Here is a 25345-nt window from a genome sequence, read left to right as displayed (position 1 = left end):
CCCCGTGGGTGCGCCTCCGTCACACCGTCTCCGGCTCGACCGAGGCCGACAGCCTCAGCTCGCGCACGGTGCCGCCCTCGGCGTCGACGACGCGCTCCCGGTGCGCGCCGTCGGCGACCATGCCCGCTGCCGTGAGGAAGGCCCGGGTCGCGTCGTCCGTCGCGAGGAGCCAGGCGGCGAGCTCGTCGCGGCCGCGGGCCCGTGCCGTGTCGACGACCGCGTGCAGCAGGCGCGAGCCGTGGCCCTGGCGTCGGGCGTCGGGGTGCACGCCGAGCACGAGCAGCTCGGCGGTGCCGGGACCGGCGTCGGCGTCGTCCGACGCCCCGACCGCCGCGAAGCCGACCACCTGCTCACCGGCGCACGCCACGAGCAGGACGCCGTCGCCGGACTGCTCACCCTCGAGCGTCGCGCGCCAGGCGTTGGCGAAGGGTCGGGGCTCGAACGCCGCGACGACCTCGGGAGCCAGCACGGCGGCATACGCCTCCCGGAAGACGACGGCCTGCACGAGCCCGACGGCCGGGGCGTCGGACGCGCGGGCCACCCGGACGCTCGCGTCCGCGACGGGGCCGCGCTCGTGGGCATGGTCGTGTGCGTGGTCATGTGCGTGGTCATGGGGGTGCTCGTGCGGGTGCTCGTGATGGTGGGCCACCACGGCATCCTCTCAACCCCGGCGCGCGCGTACGGGACGGGTGCCCGCCCGGGGACCCCGGCTTTGGCAGCCCCGGCGCCCATCTCGCATACTGGACTCATGTATGGCAACGACGTCATCGACCCGAACGAACCGCTGAACGCGGCCGAGACCGACGCGTACGACGCGGCGGCGGCGCACGACGACCAGCGCGACGGGTCCGATGCCGTCGGTGACGACTTCGACGCCCTCATCGCCGCCGACCAGCGCATCGAGCCGCGCGACGCGATGCCGGAGAAGTACCGCGAGACCCTGATCCGGCAGATCGCCCAGCACGCGCACTCCGAGATCATCGGCATGCAGCCCGAGGGCAACTGGATCACCCGGGCTCCGAGCCTGCGCCGCAAGGCGATCCTCATCGCCAAGGTGCAGGACGAAGCCGGCCACGGCCTCTACCTCTACAGCGCGGCCGAGACCCTCGGCATCGACCGGCAGGAGCTGCTCGAACGCCTCCACGACGGGCGCCAGAAGTACTCCTCGATCTTCAACTACCCGACCCTGACCTGGGCCGACTGCGGCGCCATCGGCTGGCTCGTCGACGGCGCGGCGATCATGAACCAGGTGCCGCTCTGTCGTTGCTCCTACGGGCCCTACGCCCGCGCCATGATCCGCGTGTGCAAGGAGGAGAGCTTCCACCAGCGGCAGGGCTTCGAGATCCTCTGGAACCTCATGCGCGGCACCGAGGCCCAGCAGGCGATGGCGCAGGACGCCGCCGACCGCTGGTGGTGGCCGGCGCTCGCGATGTTCGGACCGCCCGACACGGGCGAGGGAGCCAAGGGCGGTCACACCGAGCAGTCGATGGCCTGGGGCATCAAGCGGTTCAGCAACGACGACCTGCGCCAGAAGTTCGTCGACATGATGGTGCCGCAGGCCGAGAAGCTCGGCATCGTGCTGCCCGACCCCGAGCTGCGCTGGAACGAGGAGCGCGGCCACTACGACTTCGGCGAGATCGACTGGGACGAGTTCTGGCAGGTGCTCCGCGGCGACGGCCCGTGCAACGCCGAGCGCATCACGCACCGCCGCCGCGCCCACGAGGAGGGCGCGTGGGTGCGCGAGGCCGCCAACGCGTACGCCGCCAAGCAGGAGACCCGCCAGAAGCAGAAGGAGAGTGCCGCGTGACCGAAGCACCCGAGAGGGCGTCCGAGAGGAGCTGGCCGCTCTGGGAGGTGTTCGTCCGGGGCAAGCGCGGGCTCTCGCACGTCCACGTCGGCTCGCTCCATGCGCCCGACGCGACGCTCGCGCTGCGCAACGCCCGTGACGTCTACACCCGGCGCCAGGAGGGCGTCTCGATCTGGGTCGTGCGCGCCGACGACGTGACGGCGAGCAGCCCCGCCGAGAAGGACTCCTTCTTCGACCCCGCCGCCGACAAGATCTACCGGCACCCGACGTTCTACGACGTCCCGGAGGACGTCGAGTACCTATGAGCACCCCACAGAGATCTCCGCTGCCCGGGGCCGAGGCGGCCCTCACGGTCGAGAAGCCGTATGCCGGCTACCTGCTCGGCCTCGCCGACGACGCGATGGTCTACGCCCAGCGGCTGGGGGAGTGGATGACCAACGCGCCCCAGATCGAGGAGGACATGGCGCTCGGCAACGTCGCGCTCGACCTCCTCGGCCAGGCGCGCGGCCTCTACCCGTACGTCGGCTCGATCGACGGCACCGGCCGCGGCGAGGACGACTTCGCGATGGTGCGCGACGAGCGCGAGTGGCGCAACGTCCAGCTCGTCGAGCAGGAGCGCGGTGACTTCGCCGACGAGATGGCCCGCCTGCTGTGGTTCTCCGCCTACCAGGTCGAACTCCAGACGGCCCTCACCGGCTCGTCCGACGCCGTCGTGGCGGGTGTGGCCGGCAAGGCGCTCAAGGAGGTGCGCTACCACCTCGACCACGCCTCCCTCTGGGTCGTGCGTCTCGGCGACGGCACCGACGAGTCGCACCGGCGCATGCAGGCCGCGCTCGAGCGCGTGCTGCCCTACCTCGCGGAGCTCTTCGACGACGACGCCGCCTCGGCGCAGGCGGCCGAGCTCGGGGTCGGGGTGCTGCCGTCGCGCCTGCACGACCCCGTGGTCGCCCGCGTGACAGCGGTCGTGTCCGAGGCGACGCTGACGCTGCCCGACGGGTCGACGTGGCGGTCGCGCGGCGGCCGTGACGGTGTGCACTCACGGCCGATGGGCTACCTCCTCGCCGAGATGCAGCACATCGCGCGGTCGCACCCCGGCGCGAAGTGGTGAACGCTGTGGCGGTGGAGTCCGCTGTCGCAGAAGCGATCTCGCGCATTCCCGATCCCGAGGTGCCGGTGATCAGCATCGCCGACCTCGGCATCCTGCGGTCGGTCGAGGTCGACGAGGCGGCGCACACCGTCGTCGTCACGATCACGCCCACCTACAGCGGGTGCCCCGCGATGGAGGCCATCGCGTCTCGCATCACCTTCGAGGCCGACACCCGCGGGTATGCCGCCGACGTCCGCACGCAGCTGTCGCCGGCGTGGACGACCGACTGGATGACCGACGAGGGCAAGGCCGCCCTCCATCGCTTCGGCATCGCGCCGCCAGGTCCCGCACCGGCGGGGGAGTCGCGCGGCCCCGTGGCGCTGACGCTGTCGCGTCACGTCGTCGCCTGCCCGCGGTGCGGCTCCGCCGACACCACCGAGATCGCCCACTTCGGCTCGACCGCGTGCAAGGCGCTGCGCCGCTGCAACGCGTGTCTCGAGCCCTTCGACGAGTTCAAGGCCATCTGATGACCGACGTGACCACCGAGTCCGCCTCCGCGACGGGCGCGGCTGCCCCGGCCGCGCGCCACCGCGCCCGTTTCCACCCGCTCACGGTCGCGAGCGTCGAGCGCCTCACCGACGAGTCCGTCGCCGTCACGTTCGAGGTGCCCGAAGACCTCGTCGACGAGTTCGCGTTCGAGCCGGGACAGCACCTGACGCTGCGAGCCACGATCGGCGGCGAGGACGTGCGCCAGTCGTACTCCATCTGCCAGTCGCGCCGGGCCGACCCCACGGGCCGCCGGCTGCGGGTCGCCGCCGCCCAGGTGCCCGAGGGCCGCATGTCCACCTGGCTCAACGCGGGGGTCGCGCCGGGCGACGTCGTCGACGTGATGACCCCCGCGGGTTCCTTCACGTGCCCGACCCGGCCCGACGGCATACGCCATCACGTCGCAATCGCGGCGGGCTCGGGCATCACGCCCGTGCTGTCGCTCCTGACGACGGCGCTGGAGGAGGAGCCGGGGTCGCGCGCCACGCTGCTCTTCGGCAACCGGCGCACGAGCTCGATCATGTTCCTCGAGGAGCTCGAGGACCTCAAGAACCGCTTCCCCGGCCGCTTCCACCTCGTCAACGTGCTCTCGCGCGAGGCGCAGGACGTCGAGCTCTTCTCGGGGCGCCTCGACCCCGAGCGGCTGGCCTCGATCTTCGGGTCGCTGCTGCCGGTCGAGTCGGTCGACGAGTGGTACCTCTGCGGGCCGTTCGGCCTCGTCACCGGCGCCGAGGCGCTGCTGAAGGAGCGGGGCGTCGACTCGCACCACATCCACCACGAGATCTTCCACGTCGACGACGGCACCGAGCCGCGGCGCAAGGTCGTCGTCGACGACTCAGCCCCGCCCGAGGCGACCGTCACGGTCAACCTCGACGGGCGTACGACGGTCATCCCGATGCCCAGCGTGGAGGAGACGATCCTCGACGCGACGCTGCGGGCGCGCCCCGACGCGCCGTTCTCGTGCACCAACGGCGTGTGCGGCACGTGCCGCGCGCGTGTCGTCTCCGGCGAGGTCCGCATGGACCGCAACTACGCGCTCGAACCCGAGGAGGTGGCGGCGGGCATCGTGCTCGCCTGCCAGAGCCACCCGGTCACCGACGAGGTCTCGCTCGACTACGACGCCTGAGTCCTCCTCGGGGAAGACCGTCGATTGGTTGTGCGTTCAACCACCTGTGGAGCGGGTCGAGACGGTCGTCATCGGTGCGGGTCAGGCCGGCCTGTCGGCGGCGTACCACCTGCAGCGACTCGGTGTCGGGGCCTTCGCGGTGCTCGACGCCAACCCGGCGCCGGGTGGTGCCTGGCAGCACCGCTGGGACAGCCTCACCATGCACGACGTCCACGGCGTCGCCGACCTCCCCGGTATGCCGTTGGGTGCGGTCGAGGCGAGCGCACGGGCGAACGTCGTGGTGCCTGCCTACTTCGCCGACTACGAGGAGCGGTTCGGGCTGCCCGTGGTGCGGCCCGTGCGGGTGCGCTCCGTCGCCTCGGTCGACGACTCACCTGACGGGCTGCTCCGGGTGGAGACGACCCGCGGCACCTGGCTGGCCCGCTCGGTCGTCAATGCGACCGGCACGTGGGAGACCCCGTTCCGGCCGTACTACCCGGGCATCGAGACGTTCCGTGGGCGTCAGCTGCACACGGCCGACTACACCGGCCCGGGCGACCTCGCCGGGCTGCGCGTGGTGGTCGTCGGTGGTGGCGCGTCGGCAGTGCAGCTCCTCGGCGAGCTCGCTCCCGTCGCCCACACGACCTGGGTGACCAGGCGTGAGCCCGTCTGGCGCACAGGACCCTTCACCGAGGATGCCGGGCGGCAGGCCGTGGCTCTCGTCGAGGAGCGGGTGGCGCGCGGCCTCGCCCCCCAGAGCGTGGTCAGCGTGACCGGCCTGTCGCTACGGCCCCAGGAGGCGCGGGCGGCCGAGCTCGGCGCGTATCGACGACGTCCGATGTTCGAGCGCATCGAGCCCGACGGGGTGCGCTGGTCGGACGGGTCCTTCGAGCCGGCCGACGTGATCCTCTGGGCCACCGGGTTCCGCCCGACGGTAGGGCACCTGACCCCGCTTCGTCTTCGGAGCGAGCACGGCGGCATACGGCTGCGGGCGCCCTACGACCGGCACACGTTCACGACCTCGACCGCCGACCCGCGCATCCACTTCGTCGGCTACGGCCCGTCGGCCTCGACCATCGGTGCCAACCGCGCCGGCCGGGCGGCCGCCCGCGCCGTCGTCGACCAGCTGGCCGCACTCACCACCGCCGAAGACGCCCGCCCCGCCTGAGGGGCCCGCGCGTGTGCATCTGGTGGGCTGCTGACCCCACCCAACGCACACAGAGGTGTCGCGCCGTCAGGCAGCTCGAGCGCGCCGGAGAGCGCAACCACGACGGCGACAGGCGCGGGGAGCGCCGCGCCAGCCACGCAAGCGGAGCAGGAACCCGACCTCGTCGGCGAAGGTGCAGGGTGCCACCGCGACGTCGGGCCAGTAGCCCCGCACCGTGAGCCGCCCCTGCCGTGCGGCCGCGCGGTCCCGCACCCCGTCGCGGACTCGCCCGGTCCAGCCCTCGTGTCCCAGGCGCCCGTCGATCTCCAGCACCAGGTGCTGGTCTGCGTCGAGGTTGTCGCAGCGCTGGTTCTGGCCGAGCACGACCTGACCGGCCCCCACGTCGGCAAGGCACTCCCGCAACAGGGCGGCGTGGGGCTGTCCCGGCCGCGACGCGAGCGCCTCCGCGAGCCGAGCCTCGGAGGTCAGGCTCTGCTGGCACGCTCGGGCAACGAGGGCGAGCACTCGATCGGCCGGGTCGCTCCTGTTCACGGCCAACACGCTGTGCTCGACGGTCGTCCGGTGCGGCCAGGCGGTGGCGTGCACCTGCTCGTCGAAATGTCGGGTGCGCGTCACCACGAGCCCGGGTCGCACTGCGGCTCGTCGGGCAGCCGGGATGACGACGTGCGAGGTCTCCGGCTCGCGCCGCTCGAGGCCCCAGGCGAAGCGAGCGCTGGAGCCGGCCAGGGCGACCGGGCCACCCACCGAGAGCAGCACGGAAACGGCGCGGACCTCCCAGTCGTCCCGGCCCGGTGTCGTCAGGTAGACGCCCGGGTGCAGCGCGACCCACCGCCCCGAGGCCAGGGCCCACCGAACGGACTCGAGGCTGATCCCCCCGCCGCGCGGGCCTCCTCCACAGCCTGTCTGGCCGTGTGCACCAAGTGGGGTCCACGCCACACCGGATGCACACACGGTCCGTGGTCCGGACCTCCGCGCGGCGCGAGGAGGCGGAGTGGGTGCACGGGGTTACGCTTCCCGACGTGCGGCAGTACCTCGACCTCCTCGACCACGTCCTGACCCACGGTCAGGAGAAGTCCGACCGGACCGGCACCGGAACGCTCAGCACGTTCGGGTACCAGATGCGCTTCGACCTGGCCGACGGCTTCCCGGCCATGACGACCAAGAAGCTCCACCTGCGCTCGATCATCGGCGAGCTGCTCTGGTTCCTGCGCGGTGACACCAACGTGCGCTGGCTCCAGGAGCGCGGCATCAGCATCTGGGACGAGTGGGCCGACCCGGCGACCGGCGACCTCGGCCCGATCTACGGGTACCAGTGGCGGTCCTGGCCGACGCCCGACGGCCGGCGCGTCGACCAGATCGCCAAGGTCATCGAGCAGATCCGCACCAACCCCGACAGCCGCCGGCTCATCGTCTCGGCGTGGAACGTCGCCGACGTCGACGACATGGCGCTGCCGCCGTGCCACACGATGTTCCAGTTCTACGTCTCGCCGCCCAGCCCCGACGGCCGACGCCGGCTCTCGTGCCAGCTCTACCAGCGCAGCGCCGACATCTTCCTGGGCGTGCCGTTCAACATCGCCAGCTACGCGCTGCTCACGCAGATGGTCGCGCAGCTCACCGACCTCGAGCCGGGCGAGTTCGTCCACACGCTCGGCGACGCGCACCTCTACCGCAACCACGTCGAGCAGGCGCGCCTGCAGCTGAGCCGTACGCCGCACCCGCTGCCGACCATGCGCATCACGCCGGGCAAGACGAACATCGACGACTTCGACCTCGACGACTTCGAGCTGCTCGACTACGTCGCCGAGCCCGGCATCAAGGCACCCATCGCGGTCTGAGCGTGGGACGTCTGGGAGCCTTGGCCGCATGAGCGAGGTGCGACCGAACGTCACGATGATCGCCGCCGTCGGCCGCAACGGCGTGATCGGCGACGGCGAGACGATGCCGTGGCACCTGTCGGAGGACCTCAAGTTCTTCAAGCGCACGACGATGGGCCATCCCATGGTGATGGGGCGGCGCACCTTCGACTCGATGGGGGCGCTGCCCGGCCGGCGCAGCGTCGTCGTCACGCGCAGTCGCGACTGGAGCCACGACGGTGTCGAGGTCGCCCACTCCGTCGAGGAGGCGCTCGACCTCGTGGCCGGCGACGGGGAGGTCTTCGTCGTCGGCGGGGGAGAGGTCTACCGCCTCGCCCTGCCGTATGCCGCCCGGCTGGTCATCACCGAGGTCGACCAGTCCCCGGTGGGCTCGGTCACCTTCCCGGAGATCGATCCCGAGGACTGGGTCGAGACGTCGCGCGAGGCGAGGACGGGCTTCGCCTGGGTCACGTACGAGCGTTCTTCCCGCCCTCCGGAAGCTCGCTGAAAAAAACTTCGGCAGGGCTGTAACGCCCTGGCCGCCGTCGCGATGTAGGGGGTGGCGAGGCACTACTCGGACCCCCGAGCGAGTAGTGCCTCGCCTCTTCTGTCGGTGGACGCGCCTCCGTCACGGTGCGCGTGACGTCGAGTCGCGGCAGTCACGTGGGCACGCGCCAGCACGCCGCGCACGGGGCGCTAACCTTGGCCCCATGGCTGACGCACCCGCCCTCGGACGTGTTCTCTCGGCGATGGTCACGCCCATGCGGCCCGACGGTTCCCTGGACCTCGACGCCGCCCAGCGCCTCGCGACCCACCTCGTCGACGCCGGCCACGACGGCCTCGTCGTCTCCGGCACCACCGGCGAGTCCCCGACGACGTCGGCCGCCGAGAAGGACGAGCTGCTCCGTGCTGTCGTCGACGCCGTGGGGCAACGTGCTGTCATCGTCGCCGGCGCAGGCAGCAACGACACCGCCAAGAGCATCGAGTCGGTCCAGGCCGCCGCCAAGGCGGGCGCCCACGCGGTGCTCGCGGTCACCCCGTACTACAACAAGCCGCCGCAGGCCGGGCTCGTCGCGCACTTCACGGCGATCGCCGACGCGAGCGACCTGCCCGTCATGCTCTACGACATCCCCGGGCGGTCGGGCATCGCCATCGCGCGCGAGACCTACCTGCGCATCGCCGGGCACGAGCGCATCGCGGCGGTCAAGGACGCCCGCGGTGACCTCTGGTTCGCCAGCGAGATGATGCAGGAGACCGGGCTCGACTGGTACTCCGGCGACGACGCGATGAACCTCGGCCACTTCGTCAACGGCGCCGTCGGCTTCGTCGGCGTCACCTCCCAGGTCGCGCCCACGGCATACCGCGAGATGGCCGACGCCGTCGTCGAGGGCCGCTGGGACGACGCCCGCGCCGTCCACCGCCGCCTCACCCCGCTCGTGAACGCCGTCATGAACGTGACCCAGGGCGCGATCATGGCCAAGGCCGGTCTCGCCGTGCAGGGCCTCATCGCCTCCCCAGGCGTCCGGCTGCCGCTCGTCGAGGCCGACGACGCCCAGACCGCGCTCGTGCGCGACGCCATCTCGGCGGTCGGATGACCGTCGCCTGACCTCTGCGCGCGGTCGTTGCCGGCCAGGGCGCACCACCCAACGACAGGACACCTGTGAGCCATCCCCACCCCGAGCTGACCACGCCACCCGCCCTCCCCGACAACGGCCTGCGGGTCGTCGCACTCGGTGGGCTGGGCGAGGTCGGCCGCAACATGGCCGTCGTCGAGACGAAGGGCAAGCTGCTCGTCATCGACTGCGGCGTGCTCTTCCCCGAGGACCACCACCCGGGCGTCGACCTCATCCTCCCGGACTTCAGCTACATCGAGGACCGTCTCGACGACATCGAGGCCATCGTCCTCACCCACGGCCACGAGGACCACATCGGCGCGGTCCCGTACCTGCTCCGGCTCAAGGGCGACATCCCGCTCATCGGCTCGACCCTCACGCTCGCCCTCGTCGAGGCGAAGCTCAAGGAGCACCGCATCCGGCCGTACACGATGGCGGTCCGTGAGGGGCAGCGCGAGCGGCTCGGCGTCTTCGACCTCGAGTTCGTCGCGGTCAACCACTCCATCCCCGACGCGCTCGCCGTCTTCGTGCGCACCGAGGCCGGCACGCTGTTGCACACCGGCGACTTCAAGATGGACCAGCTGCCGCTCGACGGGCGCCTGACCGACCTGCGAGCCTTCGCCCGTCTCGGCGAGGAGGGCGTCGACCTCTTCCTCACCGACTCGACCAACGCCGACGTGCCCGGGTTCACCACGCCCGAGCTCGAGATCGCGCCGGCCATCGACAAGGTCTTCCGCCACGCCGAGCGACGCATCATCGTCGCCTGCTTCAGCAGCCACGTGCACCGCGTCCAGCAGGTGCTCGACGCCGCCGAGAAGGCCGGCCGCAAGGTCGCCATGGTCGGCCGCTCCATGGTGCGCAACATGGGCATCGCCTCCGAGCTCGGCTACCTGAAGGTGCCCGACGGCATCCTCATCGACATCAAGAAGATCGACAGCCTGCGCGACGACGAGCTCGTCCTCATCTGCACGGGTTCGCAGGGCGAGCCGATGGCGGCGCTCTCGCGCATGGCCAACCGCGACCACCGCATCGACGTGGGCCCGGGTGACACGGTCCTGCTCGCGAGCAGCCTCATCCCCGGCAACGAGAACGCCGTCTACCGCATCATCAACGGCCTCATGCGCCTGGGCGCGAACGTCGTGCACAAGGGCAACGCGAAGGTGCACGTCTCCGGTCACGCCAGCGCCGGCGAGCTGCTCTACTGCTACAACATCGTCAAGCCGCGCAACGTGCTCCCGGTCCACGGCGAGTGGCGCCACATGTACGCCAACGCCCAGCTCGCCATCCAGTCCGGCGTCCACCCCGACAACGTCGTGCTCGCCGAGGACGGCGTCGTCGTCGACCTCGTCGACGGCCACGCGTCGGTCGCCGGCGTCGTCGAGTGCGGCTACGTCTACGTCGACGGCAGCAGCGTGGGCGGTGCCGACGAGGCGCTGCTGAAGGACCGCCGCATCCTGCGCGACGAGGGCTTCATCACGTGCATCGTCGTGCTCGACGCAGCCACCGGCAAGATCGCGAGCGGCCCCGAGATCACCGCCCGCGGCTTCGTCGAGGACGAGGAGATCTTCCAGCAGGTCATCCCCAAGGTCGAGCGGGCCGTCGAGGAGGCGGTCGCCAACGGGGTGCGCGACGACCAGCAGCTCCAGCAGGTCGTACGCCGGGCCGTTGGTTCCTGGGTCGGTGGCAAGATCCGCCGTCGGCCGATGATCATCCCGGTCGTGCTGCAGGCCTGACGTGACGGTGCAGCAGGTCGGCGGGGCGGCTCCGGCGAGTCGTCCCGACGAGCCCGACGGGCCGGTCGGCGCCGAGCCGTCGAGCCCGTCCCCGCGCCGGCGCCGCCATCGCTGGCTCGACGCCGCCATCGCGCTCGTCCTGCTCGTCCTGGTCGCGGTGGGGGCGCTGCGCTGGCTCGACTCGACGGCATACGTCGTCGTCGTGCTGCAGACCGCCGGGCCCTTCGTGCTGATCGGGCTGGGTCTGCTCCTCGTGGCGACCCTCGTGGGGCGTCGGTGGGTCATGGCGGCCCCCGTCGTCATCGCACTGGCCGTGGCGGTCACCGTGGCGGCTCCGGCGTTCCGGGCGTCGTCGTCACCGAAGGTCGAGCCCGACCTCACCGTCATGTCGGCGAACGTCTGGATCGGCTCCGCCAACGTGAACCAGCTCATGGACGCCGTGCGCTTCCACTCCGTCGACGTGCTGGTGCTCGTCGAGGCGACGCCCGCCCTGATGCAGCGGCTCGACGCCGAGGGTGCCGGCGACTACTTCACGCACCGTGAGGGGGCCGCGCGGCCGAGCACCTCCAGCGGCACGATGGTCCTGTCGCGCTACCCGCTCTCGGTGCGCAGTGCGGGCACCGACCCGGCCGTGGAGGCCACGCAGAGCGTCCAGCCCGAGCTCGACGTCACGACGCCGAAGGGGACCGTGCGCCTCAAGGTCGCCCACCCGACGGCTCCGCTGCGTGGTGACACCGTCGAGTGGCGTGCCGGGCTCCAGGCGCTCCGGTCCTGGAAGGAGCGACTCGACGGCGACGAGCCCGTCGTCATGGCGGGAGACTTCAACGCGTCGTTCGGCCATCCGGCGATGCGTGACGTGGCCGCGGGCCTTGCCGACGCGCAGCGCACCGACGGGCAGGGATGGGTGCGCACGTGGCCCTTCGCGGGCAACCGCCTGCCCGCCTTCGTGCAGCTCGACCACCTGCTGAGCCGAGGGCTCACCGTCGTCTCGGCGGGTCAGGTCGCCGTCAACCGCGCCGACCACGCCGCGGTGTGGGCCGGCTACGCCCTGCCCAAGCGCTGAGCGGCCCTGCAGCCGAACGGCCTACGGCGGCTGACGGGGTCACCAGGGACGCTCGACCTCGACGTCGCGCGGGTCGGTGCCGTCGACGGCCCAGCCCGACTCGGTGAGGGTCCAGTCGGCCGAGGGGCCGTGCGCGACGAGCCCGGCGACGGCCGACACGAGGCGGTCGACGCCCTCGAGCGTCGAGCCGAGGCCGATGCTCGCGCGCACCGCGGTGCCCGCGCGCTCGCCCCACGGGTCCTCGAGCAGCTCGTCGACGAGCAGGTGGGCGCAGAACTTGCCGTCGCGCACGCCGATGCCGTGCTCGACCGAGAGCACCTGCGACACGAGCGACGAGTCCCAGCCGTCGACGGTGAACGCGACGACGCCGACGCGGTCGTGGTCCTCGCCGAAGATCGAGAGCAGCTCGACGCCCGGCACCTCGCCGAGTCCGGTCGTCAGCCGCTCGAGCAGCTGCTCCTCGTGGGCCTCGATGGCGTCGCGGTGACGGCTGATGGTGGCGCACGCGGCGGCCAGGGCGATCGCGCCGATGACGTTGGGGCTGCCGCCCTCGTGCCGAGCGGGACCGGTGGCCCACGTCGTGCCCTCCTCGGTGACCGAGCGCGTCGCGCCGCCTCCGAGCAGGTAGGGGCTGCCGGCATCGAGCCAGTCGGAGCGACCGGCCAGCACGCCTGCGCCGTAGGGGGCGTACGTCTTGTGGCCGGAGAACGCGACGTAGTCGGCGTCCCAGCCGGCGAGGTCGATCCGGCGGTGGGCCGATAGCTGGGCGGCGTCGACGGCGATGCGGGCGCCGTGGTCGTGGGCCAGCGTGGCGAAGCGCTCGATCGGCCACACCTCGCCGGTGACGTTCGAGGCCGCGGTGAGCACGACGAGGCGGTGCCGCGAGGGGTGGTCGTTCAGGGCCTCCTCGAGCAGCGCGTGGGCGTCCTCGACGGTCTGGGGCACAGGCAGCCGCACGGTGCGGAAGCGCCCCCAGGGCAGCAGCGTCGAGTGGTGCTCGGTGCCGAAGACGAAGACGGTCGTGCGGCTCGGCAGCGCCTTGCTCAGCAGCGCCCACGAGTCGGTCGTCGTGCGGGTGAAGACGACCGAGTCGTCCGCGCGAGCCCCGACGAACGAGGCCACCTCGGCGCGAGCCTGCTCGTACCAGGCGCTCGTCAGGCGTGAGGCGAAGCCGGCGCCCCGGTGCACGGATGAGTACGTCTCGAGGGCCCGGTCGACCGCCGCCCTGACCGTCTCGAGCGCGGGGGTCGACGCGGCGTGGTCGAGGTTCGCGTATGCCGTGTCGCCGCTGAGCGTCGGCACCCGCAGTCCTGCGCCGACGACCGCGGGCAGCGAAGCGGCCTCGGGGACGACGTGCAACGCGCGGGTCCGGACGACGGGGGCGGGGGCGCCACCACAGAGGGAGGTGCTGGGAAGGACCGACATGAGAGTGCTCCTGGGGGACCGAGGGACCCACCGGATGCAGGTCCGCGCTTGCCGGCCGCGATCGCACGAGCTGGATCTCTCGAGCTGATCGGGGTCGACCTGGTCGTCACCCGGAGCACCCCACCGCGGAGGAGGGTTGCTGGCCAGCGAGCCGGGGCTTGTCACTGGCACTCATGACCTGGCATCGAAGATAGGGCGGCCCCTCTCGGCCTGTCCACCCTCCGGTCCGCGGATGTCGGCATCTGAGACGGCCTCGACCCGTGATGGCGGGTTCGTGTTCTGACCCATGTGCCTCTGTTGCGCGTGTGACGCGTGAGTTCAGAGGTGCCTTGACGTACGGTGCGACCATGGGGTCTCGTCCGTCCAGCAGCCAACGCTCGAGCACCGCCGCGGCCACACGGGCCAAGGGGGCGACCGGCAGCACCACGTCGCGCCCGCCGGCCGCCCGCTCGTCCCGGCCCGCGCAGCGCAAGCCCGCCGCGCGCAAGCCGCCGGCCAAGCCCGCCCGCAAGACCCGTGACGGCGGGCTGCCCTTCCCGCTCAGCGCGATGCGAAGCACCTGGATGGGCGTCTCCCACATGGCCGGGGGAGCGGTGCGACGCGTCGGCCACAGCGCTGCCGACCTCGAGCCCGAACACCGTCGCGACGGCATCGGTTTCGCCCTCATCGCGCTCGCCGTCGTCGTGGCGGCCCGCGAGTGGTGGGGCGTCGCCGGCACGTTCGGCCAGATCGTGCACGCCATCTTCGCCGGCACCTTCGGGCGCGTCGCGTATGCCGTCCCGCTCGTCCTGCTCGCCCTCGGCCTGCGCATGCTGCGCGCCCCGCAGGACGAGGCGACGACCAACCGCGTCGTCGTCGGCACCATCGCGCTGACCTTCGCGGCCTGCGGTCTGGCGCACCTGGCGGACGGCATCCCCAACCCGCCCGACGGCGCCGACGGCATGCGGGCCGCCGGTGGCATCCTCGGCTTCCTCGCCTCGAGCCCCCTCGCGGCCGCGGTGTCGCCCTACGGCGCGCTCGTCCTGCTCATCCTGCTCGGCATCTTCGGCCTGCTCGTCATCACGGCCACGCCGGTCAACATGATCCCGACGCGCCTGCACCAGCTCAAGGCTCTCGTCATCGACCGTGGCCACCACGACGAGGCGGGCGCCGAGCCGGAGGACGCCCCGACGGCAGCGCTCAAGCGCGCCCGTCGCAAGCCGGTCGACCTCTCCGACCGTGACGGTGACGAGGCCTTCCGCCAGGCCGCGCAGAAGGGCGGCGACGACGAGCCCACGACCCGCCTGCGTCCCGGCGAGAAGCGTCCCACGGCCCCGGGTGTGCTGGCGCCCCGTCCCAGTGGCGAGAAGGCGATCGACGCCACCGACCCCAAGACCCTCGGCGCCCCCGACACCGGCAGGGTCGGCCCGAAGGCCGAGCTCATCCCGCCGCCCATGTCGGAGATGCCGGCACGTGTCGAGCAGCTCAGCCTCGGGGGCGACATCACCTACCAGCTGCCCGACCACTCCATGCTGACGCCGGGTCCCCCTCACAAGACGCGCAGCGACACCAACGACCGCGTCGTCGAGTCGCTGACCAACGTCTTCGACCAGTTCGACATCGACGCCGCCGTCACCGGCTTCACGCGTGGCCCGACGGTCACCCGCTACGAGGTCGAGCTCGGCTCCGGCACCAAGGTCGAGCGGGTCACCGCACTCTCCAAGAACATCGCGTATGCCGTCGCGTCGGCCGACGTGCGCATCCTCAGCCCCATCCCGGGCAAGTCGGCCATCGGCATCGAGATCCCGAACCTCGACCGCGAGAACGTGTCGCTCGGCGACGTGCTGCGCAGCAACACCGCGCGCACCAACGAGCACCCGATGGTCATGGGTGTCGGCAAGGACGTCGAGGGCGCCTACGTCATCGCCAACCTCGCGAAGATGCCGCACCTGCTCGTCGCCGGCGCCACGGGCTCCGGAAAGTCGAGCTTCGTCAACTCGATGATCACCTCGATCCTCATGCGTGCGACGCCGGAGGAGGTGCGCCTCATCCTCGTCGACCCCAAACGGGTCGAGCTCACGGCGTACGAAGGCATCCCGCACCTCATCACGCCGATCATCACCAACCCCAAGAAGGCCGCCGAGGCGCTCGCCTGGGTCGTCAAGGAGATGGACCAGCGCTACGACGACCTCGCGGCGTTCGGGTTCAAGCACGTCGACGACTTCAACAAGGCGGTGCGTGCCGGCAAGGTCAAGCCGCTGCCGGGCTCCGAGCGGCAGATCACGACCTACCCGTACCTGCTCGTCGTCGTCGACGAGCTCGCCGACCTCATGATGGTCGCCCCGCGCGACGTCGAGGAGTCGGTCGTGCGCATCACGCAGCTCGCGCGCGCCGCCGGCATCCACCTCGTGCTCGCGACCCAGCGCCCGTCGGTCGACGTCGTGACGGGTCTCATCAAGGCCAACGTGCCCTCGCGCATGGCGTTCGCGACGTCCTCGCTCGCCGACTCGCGCGTCGTGCTCGACCAGCCCGGCGCCGAGAAGCTCATCGGCCAGGGCGACGCGCTCTTCCTCCCCATGGGCGCGAGCAAGCCGATGCGTGTGCAGGGTGCGTGGGTCAACGAGTCCGAGATCCACGAGGTCGTCAAGTTCGTCACGACGCAGCTCAAGCCGAACTACGTCGAGGACGTCACCGTCGCCGCGCCGAAGAAGCAGATCGACGACGACATCGGCGACGACCTCGACGTGCTGCTCCAGGCGACCGAGCTCGTCGTGACGACCCAGTTCGGGTCGACGTCGATGCTCCAGCGCAAGCTGCGCGTCGGCTTCGCCAAGGCAGGTCGGCTCATGGACCTGCTCGAGTCGCGCGGCGTCGTCGGCCCGAGCGAGGGCTCGAAGGCGCGCGACGTGCTCGTGCGGCCCGACGACCTGCCACAGACCTTGGCGCTGCTGCGTGGCGACGAGGTGCCGCACCCTGTCGCCGACGAGCCCCCGAGCGACGACGGGCCGTTCGCCGCGTCGCCCGCCGACGTCGCCGACGAGCCCGACGACGCCGCGACGGCATACGAGGGCACGGGCGAGACGGAGGACGGCCCGGAGTCGCCCCAGCGCACCGCGTCGCTCGTGGCCGAGCGAGGCGAGCGGCGGGCGTCGGGCGACGACTACGACGGCGACAGCACGCAGACCGTGCCGTCCGCGCGCTGGACGCCCGGCGACATGACGCCCACCGTCGACGAGGACGACGAGGAGTCCGAGGACGCCTGGAACCTCACCGACCGCGGCGGCCGCGAGCGCTACTGACCCACCCCATCTCAACCGTCGAAAGGCCGCGTGGGCCTCTCGACGGTCAGGGGGTGAAGCGGTAGCCGAGGCCGGGCTCGGTGACGAGGTGGCGGGGGTTGGCCGGGTCGGGCTCGAGCTTGCGTCGCAGCTGGTTGGCGTAGACGCGCAGGTAGTTCGACTCGCGCCCGTAGGACGGCCCCCACACGGCGCGGAGCAGGTCCTGCTGCGAGACGAGGTGGCCGGGCTCGCGGCAAAGCGCCTCGAGCAGCCGCCACTCGGTGGGGGTGAGGCGCACGTCGGCGCCGGCGACGGTCGCCCGGCGCTCGGCGAAGTCGAGGCGGAAGTGGTCGGTGGTCATCGGCTCGAGGTGCTGGCCCTGAGGACCCCCACGCCGCAGGGCCGCCCGCACCCGGGCCAGCAGCTCCTCGACGCCGAACGGCTTGGTGACGTAGTCGTCGGCGCCCAGGTCGAGCGCTTCGATCTTGTCGTCGGACTCGTGCCGTGCCGAGAGCACGATGACGGGGACGGCTGACCCGGTGCGGAGGCGACGCAGCACCTCGGTGCCGTCGAGGTCGGGCAGGCCGAGGTCGAGGATGACGACGTCGGGAGCGTCCTCCAGGACGGACTGCACGGCGGTGCGCCCGTCGCCCGCGGTGACCACCTCGTGCCCGTGCGCACGCAGGGCGATGGCGAGGGTCCTCTGCAGGCGTGGATCGTCGTCGACGACGAGCACTCGGGTCATGCGTCCTCCTCGGGGGTGGGCGCCGGGTCCGTCACGGCGACGGGGAGCTCGAGCACCATGGTGAGGCCTCCTCCGGGCGTGTCCTCGGGCGACAGCGTGCCGCCCATGACGGTCATGAGGCCGCGCGCGACGGCGAGACCGAGACCGAGCCCGTCGCCGCGAGGCGCGTCACCCAGGCGCTGGAACGCGGCGAAGATCCGGTCCTTGTCGGTGTCGTCGACGCCCGGTCCGCGGTCGACGACCCGAAGCTGCACCGTGTCGCCGATGCGGCCGGCCGTGAGTCGCACGTCGGCAGATCCACTGTGGCGCAACGCGTTCTCGACGACGTTGGCGAGCACCCGGTCGAGCAGGCCGAGGTCGACGCGGACGAGCGGGAGGTCCGGTTCGAGGTCGATGTCGACACGCGCCGGGGCGCTCGTGGTGCGGACCGTCGACACCACGGCGTCCAGCAGGTCCACCGAGTGGCTGTGCGGGCGCACCATCCCGGTCTCGAGACGCGAGAGGTCGAGCAGGTTGCCGATGAGGGCGTCGAGCCGGTCGGTCGACTCCTCGACCGACTCGAGCAGCTCCGCCTCGTCGTCGGGCGAGAGGGGGAGGCCCGACTGGCGCAGCGTCGAGATCCCGGCCTTGATGCTCGCGAGCGGGGTGCGCAGGTCGTGCGAGACGGCCGCGAGCAGCGTGGCGCGGGCTGCGTTGTCGCGGGCGAGCCCCGCGGCCTCGCGAGCAGCGCGGACGAGCTGCTCCCGCCCGTGCAGGATCGCGGCGTGGGCGGCGTACGCCTCGACGACACGCTGGTCCTCCGCGGCCAGCGGCGGGCCGTCGAGGAGCAGGTGGACGCCGTCGTCGACCGTCACGTCCACGGCCCAGGCCGACCCTTCGGCGAGCCGCGTGCCGGCGACGTGCGCCGGGTCGGTCGACGCGACGACGACCGCAGCCCCGTCGTCACCGCGCTCGGTGAGCAGCGCGGCCCGCATGCCGAGGTCGCCCCTGGCGCGGTCGAGCAGGGCCGGGACGGGGCGTGGCTCGGCGAGGAGGTCACGGCTGAGGGCCGCCAGCGCGGCGGACTCGCGCTCGGCCGCGACGGCCTGCTCGGTGCGGCGCGCGGCGACGTTGACGACCGACGAGACCGCCATGGCGACGAGCACGAAGACGGCGAGTGCCAGCGCGTTGGGCGGGTCGCTGATGGTGAGGGTGCCCCGCGGCTCGGTGAAGAACCAGTTGACGGCGAGCGAGCCGACGACCGCGCAGAAGAGTGCCGGCCAGATGCCGCCGACGAGGGCGCAGGCCACCGTGAGGGCAAGGTAGAGGAGCAGGTCGAGCGACAGCGTGTGCCCCTCGCGCGTGGCCACGAGGACGCCGGTGAGGGCAGCCAGGGCGACCACGGCCAGGACGAGGCCGGCGGCGACTCGCCGGGCGGGGAGCCCTGCGGCACGGGCTCGCCGGTGGCCCACCTTGGAGCCCTCGTGCGACACCAGGTGCACGTCGATGTCGCCCGACCCGTCGGCCACCGCCGACGCCACCCCGGGCCGGAGCAGCTGCTGCCAGCGGCTGCGGCGGCTGACGCCGACGACGATCTGGGTGGCGTTGACGCCGCGCGCGTGGTCGAGGATCGCCTCGGCCACGTCGTTGCCGGCGACGTCGTGGAACTCGGCCCCGAGGTCGCGGGCGAGGCGCCGCAGCCGGGTGATGGCCGCCGGGTCGGCGGGCGCGAGCCCCTCGGCCGACCGCACGTGGCAGGCGATGAGGTCGCCGCCGGCGGCACGGGTGGCGATGCGGGCCCCGCGCCGAAGCAGCGTCTCGCTGCCGGTGCCACCGGTGAGTGCGACGACGACCCGTTCGCGCGTGGGCCACGGGTCACGGATGCCCTGGGCGGCGCGGTAGCGCTCGAGCGCCTCGTCGACCCGGTCGGCGAGCCACAGCAGGGCGATCTCGCGCAACGCCGAGAGGTTGCCGACGCGGAAGTAGTTGGCGAGGGCTGCGTCGACCTTGTCGGCTCCGTAGACGTTGCCGTGCGCCATGCGACGGCGCAGCGCCTCAGGGGACATGTCGACGAGCTGCACCTGCTCGGCCCGGCGCACCACCTCGTCGGGGACGGTCTCCTGCTGCCGCACGCCGGTGATCGAGAAGGCGACGTCGTTGAGCGACTCGAGGTGCTGGATGTTGACCGTGGAGATGACGTCGATGCCCGCATGGAGGATCTCCTCGACGTCCTGCCAGCGCTTGGCATGGGCGGGGGAGTCGGTGCCGTCGCCGGCGTTGCTGTGGGCGAGCTCGTCGACGAGCACCACCTGCGGGCGGCGGGCCAGCACGGCGGCGACGTCGAGCTCGGTCAGCGTCGAACCGCGGTGGGCGACCTGCCGTCGCGGCAGCACCTCGAGGCCGTCGACGAGCGACTCGGTGTGGGGGCGGCGATGGCTCTCGACGTAGCCCACGACGACGTCGGTGCCGCGCTCGCGGCGACGGTGCGCCTCCTCGAGCATGGCGACGGTCTTGCCCACGCCCGGCGCCGCGCCCAGGTAGATCCGCAGAGAGCCGCGCCCCATGCCGTGATCCTCTCAGGTCACCCGCGCCCGATCGCCGTGAGGCGCGCGAGGGCGAGGTTGAGCTCGAGCACGTCGACGTGTGGCTCGCCGAGGAACCCGGCGATCCGGTCCTCGGTGTGGGCCTCCACGAGCTGGCGTACGCGTGTGGCGTCGAGGCCGCGGGCCGCGGCGACGCGCTCGACCTGGGCGACGGCGTACGCGGGGGAGATGTGCGGGTCGAGGCCGCTGGCCGACGCGGTGAGCGCGTCAGCCGGGACAGCACCCACGGTCAGGCCGGCGGCGTCGGCACGCCTCGCGACCTCGTCGCCGAGGGCGCTGCCCGCCAGGTTGGAGCCGCCGCTCGTCTCGCCCGAGTAGCCGCTCGCCGAGGGGCGGCCCTGGAACCACTGGTCGCCCGACCACTGCTGGCCGAGGAGGCTCGACCCGACGACCGACCCGTCGACGCTGACGAGCGAGCCGGCTGCCTGGTCTCGGGCGACGGTCTGGCCGACGACCCACACCGCCGCGGGGTAGAGCAGGCCGAGCAGGACGGTGAGGACGAGCAGCGCCCGGAGGCCGGCGACGGACTGCTTGATCACGTTGGTCACAGGTCTTCCTTCAGAGCGGGAGGTGGCTGACGACGAGGTCGATGAGCTTGATGCCGACGAACGGCGCGACGACGCCGCCGAGTCCGTAGACGAGGAGGTTGCGGCGCAGCAGGGCAGTACTGCCTGACGGCCGATAGCGAACGCCTCTGAGCGACAACGGGATCAGCGCGACGATGATGAGGGCGTTGAAGATGACCGCCGAGAGCATGGCCGACTGCGGCGTCGACAACCGCATGACGTTGAGGGCGTCGAGGCCGGGGAAGAGCACCACGAACATGGCCGGGATGATGGCGAAGTACTTCGCGATGTCGTTGGCGATCGAGAAGGTGGTTAGGGCGCCGCGGGTGATGAGCAGCTGCTTGCCGATCGACACGACGTCGATGAGCTTCGTCGGGTCGGAGTCGAGGTCGACCATGTTGGCCGCCTCCTTCGCCGCCGACGTCCCGGTGTTCATCGCGACGCCGACGTCGGCCTGGGCGAGCGCGGGCGCGTCGTTCGTGCCGTCGCCGGTCATCGCGACGAGCCGGCCGCCCTCCTGCTCCTTGCGGATGAGGGCAATCTTGTCCTCGGGCGTCGCCTCGGCGAGGTAGTCGTCGACCCCGGCCTCGGCGGCGATCGACCGGGCGGTGAGCGGGTTGTCGCCCGTGATCATGACGGTGCGGATGCCCATCGCGCGTAGCTGGGCGAACCGCTCGCTCATGCCGGGTTTGACGACGTCCTTGAGGTGGACGACGCCGAGGACGGCCGGGGTCTCGTCGCCCCGACGGGAGGCGACCACCAGCGGGGTGCCACCGGCCGTCGCGATCGACTCGACGGCCTCGAGGGCCCCCGGTTGCACGACCCCGCCGGCATCGGTGACCCACCGGCACACGGCGTCCGCCGCGCCCTTGCGCACCGCGGTGCCGTCGTAGAGGTCGACGCCGGACATGCGGGTCTCGGCGGTGAACTCGACGAACGCGGCGCCGCGGCGGCGCAGCGTCGCCAGGTCGTCGCAGGCGTTGTCGGCGAGTCCCTCGCCCGCGAGCTCGACGATCGAACGCCCTTCCGGCGTCTCGTCGGCCAGCGACGAGAGGTATGCCGCCCGCGTCAGCTCCGAGCGGTCGTGGCCGCCGTCGACGGGCCCGTCCAGCGGCACGAGCTCGGTCGCGCGCCGGTTGCCGAAGGTGATCGTGCCCGTCTTGTCGAGCAGGAGCGTCGACACGTCACCGGCCGCCTCGACGGCACGCCCGGACATCGCGAGGACGTTGTGCTGCACGAGCCGGTCCATGCCGGCGATGCCGATCGCCGACAGCAGGGCGCCGATGGTCGTGGGGATGAGGCAGACGAGCAGGGCCACGAGCACGACGACGGACTGCTCACGGCCCGAGTAGACGGCGAGCGGCTGGATCGCCATGACGGCGAGCACGAAGACGATCGTCAGCGTGGTGAGCAGGATCGTCAGGGCGACCTCGTTGGGCGTCCTCTGGCGGGCTGCGCCCTCGACCAGGGCGATCATCCGGTCGATGAAGGTCTCGCCGGGCTTCGACGTGATGCGCACCGTGATGCCGTCGGAGAGCACCGTGGTGCCGCCCGTGACCGCGCACCGGTCGCCGCCGGACTCGCGGATGACGGGCGCCGACTCGCCGGTGATGGCCGACTCGTCGACGGTGGCCATGCCCTCGACGACGTCGCCGTCGCCGGGGACCACCTCGCCGGCGCGCACGACGACGACGTCCCCGACGGCCAGGTCCGCCGCGGCGACGGTCTCGAAGCTGCCGTCCGCACACCGTCGTCGGGCCGTCGTGGTGGTGCGGGCCGCACGCAGCGTGGCGGCCTGGGCCTTGCCGCGGCCCTCGGCGACGGCCTCGGCCACGTTCGCGAACAGCACGGTCGCCCAGAGCCACAGCGTGACGGCCCAGGCGAACCACGAGGGGTCGGCCACCGCGACGACCGTCGTGACGAGCGAGCCCACCCAGACGACGAAGACGACCGGGCTGCGCCACACGTGCCGCGGGTCGAGCTTGCGCACGGCCTCGGGGACGCTGGTGACGAGCTGGCGCGCCAGGGCGCGGCCCGAGCCGGCCTCGGGCGACGGACCGGTGACCGCGGTGCCGGGCCGGCGCCCGTGGTCGGCACGGGGTGCCATGGCACCGTCCGCGCCGCGCAGCGTGACCTCGGCCGAGTCCGCTGACGGGTTCGTGACGGTGGTGGAGGTGGGGGTGTGGCTGGGGTTCATGAGAGCGCCTCCGCGAGGGGACCGAGGGCCAGGGCCGGGAAGAAGGTCAGTCCGGTGACGACGACGGCCACGCCGACGAAGAGGCCTGCGAACGTGGGTGTGTGGGTGGGCAGCGAGCCGGACGTGGCCGGGCGGCGGCGCTGTGCGACGAGGGCGCCGGCGAGAGCGAGCACGAGCACGATGGGCACGAAGCGGCCGAGCAGCATGCACAGGGCGAGCGTGAGGTTCGTGTAGGGCGTGTCGGCCGAGAAGCCCGCGAACGCGCTGCCGTTGTTGTTGGCGGCCGAGGCGTACGCGTACATCACCTCGGTGAGCCCGTGCGGACCCGTGGCGAGCATCTGCGACGACACGATCGGCGCGACCATGCCGACTCCCGTGAAGACGAGCACCAGCGCGGGCATGACGAGCAGCGCGAGGGCGGTCAGCGTGATCTCGCGGCGCCCGACCTGCTTGCCGAGCAGCTCGGGAGTGCGCCCGACCATGAGGCCGGAGACGAAGACAGTGAGCAGGGCCAGCAGCAGCGCACCGTAGAGCCCCGAGCCGACGCCACCGGGCGACACCTCGCCGAGCAGCATCGAGAAGAGCACGCCGCCCCCGCCGAGCGGGCTGTAGCTCTCGTGCAGCGAGTTGACCGCGCCGGTCGAGGTCCCGGTGGTGCTCGCGCCGAAGAGGGCCGACGACCAGACGCCGAAGCGCACCTCCTTGCCCTCCATCGCGCCGAGCGGGCCGACGGAGGCCGACACCTCGGCCCAGGTCACCGCCGCCACCATGAGTCCCCACAGCGTCGCCATGAAGCCGAGAACCGCCCAGCCCTGCCGCCGGTCACCGACGAGCAGGCCGTAGGTGCGTGGGAGCGAGAACGGGATGACGAGCATGAGGAAGACCTGCACGAGGTTGGTGACCGCGTTCGGGTTCTCGAACGGGTGGGCCGAGTTCGCGTTGAAGTAGCCGCCGCCGTTGGTGCCGAGCAGCTTGATCGCCTCCTGCGACGCGACGAGGCCGCCCTGGATCACCTGGCTGCCACCCGACACCGTCGTCACGGTGGTCGGCGCGCCGAGGTTCTGGACCACCCCGCCGAGCAGCAGCACGACGGCGCCCACGAGCGCGAGGGGAAGCAGCACCCGCACGCAGCCGCGCACGAGGTCGACCCAGAAGTTGCCGAGCGTCGCGCCGCCCGAGCGAGCGAGCCCGCGCACGAGCGCGACCGCCACGGCGAGCCCGACGGCGGGGGAGACGAAGTTCTGGACCGTCAGGCCGACGGTCTGCACCGGCGGTGACGCTCCCGACTCACCGGCATACGACTGCCAGTTGGTGTTCGTCACGAACGAGACCGCGGTGTTGAGCGCGGTGTCCCAGCCCATCGCGGCGCCCCGCGCGAGGGGCAGCGCCCCCTGGGCGACGACGAGCCCCGAGAGGAGCGCGATGCCCACCACCGAGACGCCGAGGACGGCGACGGCATACGTCGTCCACCGCTGCTCGGACGACGGGTCGACACGGCAGAGGCGGTAGACGAGTCGTTCGACGCGCCAGTGGTGCTCGTCGGTGAAGACGCGGGCCAGCCACGCTCCCAAGGGGAGGTGCGAGGCGGCCAGGGCGGCGACGAGGACGCCGATGGTGAGCAGCCCGCTGACGGTGTCGCTCATCAGAAGCGGTCCGCGTGGAGGAGGACGTACACGAGGTACGCGAGGACGGCGACCCCGACCGCGACCAGGAGGATGGTGGTGAACATGCCTCCTTCGTACGGCGGCTCGGCAGGCCTGCCGCCGCCGTTGACCTGCTGCTGACGCCTCTTGACGCGATCTTGACGGGGCCGCCACTAGAGTCCGAGACGTGAGTGCGTCGCTGGAGCTCTGGCCGTCATCGCCACGCAGGACGGGGCCGCCGTCGCGCCTCGACCGCCTCCGGCGGAAGGTCTCGGAGCTGCCGTGCGCCCTGCTGCTGTTCGTCCAGCTGGCCGCGCTCGTCGCCTACCCGTTCGTCGAGACACGCCAGGGCGACGTGCAGCAGGTGGGTCGGGCGATCTTCGGACTCATCGGCCTCGTCGTGCTGTTCCTCGCGGTCCGCGCGGTACGGGCGACCCCCGCCCTGACGTGGGTGGCGGTGCTCCTCGGTGGCCCGGTCGTCGTCCTCACCGTCGCCGAGGCGGTCTGGAACGACAACCAGACCCTGACCTTCTGGAGCTCGGCGCTGCACGCGCTCTTCTACCTCTACACGGGCTACGGCCTGCTGCGGTACATGTTCGCCGACAACTGGGTGACCCGCGACGAGCTCTACGCGACCGGGGCGACGTTCACGGTCGTCGCGTGGGGGTTCGCCTACGTCTACCTCGCCGTGCAGATCGCCTACCCGAACTCGTTCACGATCTACGGCGAGGCCGACCCGGGCACGCGCACGTGGTTCGAGCTGCTCTACCTCTCGATCACGACGATGACCTCGACGGGCCTGTCCGACATCATCGCTGTGGAGCCGCACGCGCGGGCGTTCGTGCTGCTCCAGCAGATCGCGGGCATGCTCTACGTCGCGCTCGTGGTCGCCCGCCTCGTCGGGCTCACGATCGCCCGCTTCCGCCAGTAGGGCCCCGCGGCCGTGTGCCGCGTG

The 25345-nt window shown here is 72.1% G+C and carries 22 protein-coding genes and 1 riboswitch; of the genes, 13 read left to right on the top strand and 9 right to left on the bottom strand.

The annotated features are described in order from the left end of the window. Window positions 1–19: 19 nt before the first annotated feature. Entirely contained in the window at window positions 20–649 is a 630-nt protein-coding gene (locus ACXR8F_RS11650; RefSeq protein WP_458800603.1) for an N-acetyltransferase family protein, read from the bottom strand. A gap of 99 nt (window positions 650–748) precedes the next feature. On the opposite strand from ACXR8F_RS11650, the gene paaA reads away from it, so the two are divergent. Genes paaA through ACXR8F_RS11620 form a run of 6 tightly spaced genes read left to right on the top strand, consistent with a single transcriptional unit; the run spans window position 749 to window position 5713 of the window. Further along, complete coding sequence (gene paaA, locus ACXR8F_RS11645) at window positions 749–1807, top strand: 1,2-phenylacetyl-CoA epoxidase subunit PaaA (RefSeq protein WP_458800601.1); 1059 nt, start codon at window positions 749–751, stop codon at window positions 1805–1807. Beyond that, on the top strand, window positions 1804–2112 hold the full coding sequence (gene paaB, locus ACXR8F_RS11640; RefSeq protein WP_458800599.1) for a 1,2-phenylacetyl-CoA epoxidase subunit PaaB: 309 nt from the start codon (window positions 1804–1806) through the stop codon (window positions 2110–2112). The genes paaA and paaB overlap by 4 nt, the downstream gene beginning before the upstream one ends. Then, window positions 2109–2915: a 1,2-phenylacetyl-CoA epoxidase subunit PaaC gene (paaC, locus tag ACXR8F_RS11635; RefSeq protein WP_458800597.1), complete on the top strand. Its 807-nt coding sequence runs from the start codon at window positions 2109–2111 to the stop codon at window positions 2913–2915. Before paaB ends, paaC begins: the two co-directional genes overlap by 4 nt. Window positions 2916–2926: 11 nt before the next feature. Beyond that, window positions 2927–3421, top strand: a complete 495-nt coding sequence (paaD, locus tag ACXR8F_RS11630; protein WP_458800595.1) for a 1,2-phenylacetyl-CoA epoxidase subunit PaaD — start codon at window positions 2927–2929, stop codon at window positions 3419–3421. Beyond that, window positions 3421–4566, top strand: a complete 1146-nt coding sequence (gene paaE / locus ACXR8F_RS11625; RefSeq protein WP_458800593.1) for a 1,2-phenylacetyl-CoA epoxidase subunit PaaE — start codon at window positions 3421–3423, stop codon at window positions 4564–4566. Before paaD ends, paaE begins: the two co-directional genes overlap by 1 nt. A gap of 46 nt (window positions 4567–4612) precedes the next feature. After that, window positions 4613–5713: an NAD(P)-binding domain-containing protein gene (locus ACXR8F_RS11620; protein WP_458800591.1), complete on the top strand. Its 1101-nt coding sequence runs from the start codon at window positions 4613–4615 to the stop codon at window positions 5711–5713. A gap of 66 nt (window positions 5714–5779) precedes the next feature. Here the strand turns inward: ACXR8F_RS11620 and ACXR8F_RS11615 are convergent, their stop codons facing one another. Then, a complete protein-coding gene (locus ACXR8F_RS11615; RefSeq protein WP_458800589.1) occupies window positions 5780–6469 on the bottom strand; it encodes a hypothetical protein in 690 nt (229 codons plus the stop codon). Between the two features lie 263 nt (window positions 6470–6732). Between ACXR8F_RS11615 and ACXR8F_RS11610 the strand changes: the two genes are divergently transcribed. The 5 genes from ACXR8F_RS11610 to ACXR8F_RS11590 all read left to right on the top strand — a co-directional run bounded on the left by ACXR8F_RS11610 (window position 6733) and on the right by ACXR8F_RS11590 (window position 11975). Then, window positions 6733–7548, top strand: a complete 816-nt coding sequence (locus ACXR8F_RS11610; RefSeq protein ID WP_458800587.1) for a thymidylate synthase — start codon at window positions 6733–6735, stop codon at window positions 7546–7548. Window positions 7549–7576: 28 nt separating this feature from the next. Then, window positions 7577–8074 (top strand): dihydrofolate reductase, encoded by a 498-nt coding sequence (locus tag ACXR8F_RS11605; protein ID WP_458800585.1) that lies wholly within the window; start codon window positions 7577–7579, stop codon window positions 8072–8074. A gap of 202 nt (window positions 8075–8276) precedes the next feature. Then, window positions 8277–9161, top strand: a complete 885-nt coding sequence (gene dapA, locus ACXR8F_RS11600) for a 4-hydroxy-tetrahydrodipicolinate synthase (protein ID WP_458800583.1) — start codon at window positions 8277–8279, stop codon at window positions 9159–9161. A 65-nt stretch (window positions 9162–9226) separates the two neighbouring features. After that, window positions 9227–10912 (top strand): ribonuclease J, encoded by a 1686-nt coding sequence (locus tag ACXR8F_RS11595; protein ID WP_458800581.1) that lies wholly within the window; start codon window positions 9227–9229, stop codon window positions 10910–10912. Window position 10913: 1 nt separating this feature from the next. Further along, window positions 10914–11975, top strand: coding sequence for an endonuclease/exonuclease/phosphatase family protein (locus ACXR8F_RS11590; RefSeq protein WP_458800579.1), 1062 nt, complete (start codon window positions 10914–10916; stop codon window positions 11973–11975). 39 nt (window positions 11976–12014) lie between these two features. Here the strand turns inward: ACXR8F_RS11590 and ACXR8F_RS11585 are convergent, their stop codons facing one another. Next, complete coding sequence (locus ACXR8F_RS11585) at window positions 12015–13400, bottom strand: aminotransferase class V-fold PLP-dependent enzyme (protein WP_458800577.1); 1386 nt, start codon at window positions 13398–13400, stop codon at window positions 12015–12017. A gap of 39 nt (window positions 13401–13439) precedes the next feature. Beyond that, window positions 13440–13579, bottom strand: a riboswitch (SAM riboswitch). Window positions 13580–13747: 168 nt separating this feature from the next. On the opposite strand from ACXR8F_RS11585, the gene ACXR8F_RS11580 reads away from it, so the two are divergent. Beyond that, window positions 13748–16678: an FtsK/SpoIIIE family DNA translocase gene (locus ACXR8F_RS11580; protein WP_458800575.1), complete on the top strand. Its 2931-nt coding sequence runs from the start codon at window positions 13748–13750 to the stop codon at window positions 16676–16678. 46 nt (window positions 16679–16724) lie between these two features. On the opposite strand, the gene ACXR8F_RS11575 is transcribed toward ACXR8F_RS11580, so the two are convergent. From ACXR8F_RS11575 to ACXR8F_RS11550, 6 genes are all read right to left on the bottom strand, one after another. Beyond that, on the bottom strand, window positions 16725–17402 hold the full coding sequence (locus tag ACXR8F_RS11575; RefSeq protein ID WP_458800573.1) for a response regulator transcription factor: 678 nt from the start codon (window positions 17400–17402) through the stop codon (window positions 16725–16727). Beyond that, window positions 17399–19945, bottom strand: coding sequence for a DUF4118 domain-containing protein (locus tag ACXR8F_RS11570; protein ID WP_458800571.1), 2547 nt, complete (start codon window positions 19943–19945; stop codon window positions 17399–17401). Before ACXR8F_RS11570 ends, ACXR8F_RS11575 begins: the two co-directional genes overlap by 4 nt. A gap of 17 nt (window positions 19946–19962) precedes the next feature. After that, window positions 19963–20532, bottom strand: a complete 570-nt coding sequence (gene kdpC / locus ACXR8F_RS11565; RefSeq protein ID WP_458800569.1) for a potassium-transporting ATPase subunit KdpC — start codon at window positions 20530–20532, stop codon at window positions 19963–19965. A gap of 10 nt (window positions 20533–20542) precedes the next feature. Continuing rightward, window positions 20543–22657: a potassium-transporting ATPase subunit KdpB gene (gene kdpB, locus ACXR8F_RS11560; protein ID WP_458800817.1), complete on the bottom strand. Its 2115-nt coding sequence runs from the start codon at window positions 22655–22657 to the stop codon at window positions 20543–20545. 86 nt (window positions 22658–22743) lie between these two features. Continuing rightward, complete coding sequence (gene kdpA, locus ACXR8F_RS11555) at window positions 22744–24390, bottom strand: potassium-transporting ATPase subunit KdpA (protein WP_458800567.1); 1647 nt, start codon at window positions 24388–24390, stop codon at window positions 22744–22746. After that, window positions 24390–24476 (bottom strand): potassium-transporting ATPase subunit F, encoded by an 87-nt coding sequence (locus tag ACXR8F_RS11550; RefSeq protein WP_082080860.1) that lies wholly within the window; start codon window positions 24474–24476, stop codon window positions 24390–24392. The genes kdpA and ACXR8F_RS11550 overlap by 1 nt, the downstream gene beginning before the upstream one ends. A 101-nt stretch (window positions 24477–24577) precedes the next feature. On the opposite strand from ACXR8F_RS11550, the gene ACXR8F_RS11545 reads away from it, so the two are divergent. Beyond that, window positions 24578–25321, top strand: coding sequence for an ion channel (locus ACXR8F_RS11545; RefSeq protein ID WP_045190476.1), 744 nt, complete (start codon window positions 24578–24580; stop codon window positions 25319–25321). Window positions 25322–25345 lie beyond the last annotated feature (24 nt).

It is taken from the genome of Terrabacter sp. AAH1, from assembly GCF_054456855.1.
Note: the sequence above shows the minus strand (reverse complement) of the source record. Positions and strands in the feature narration are given on the sequence as shown.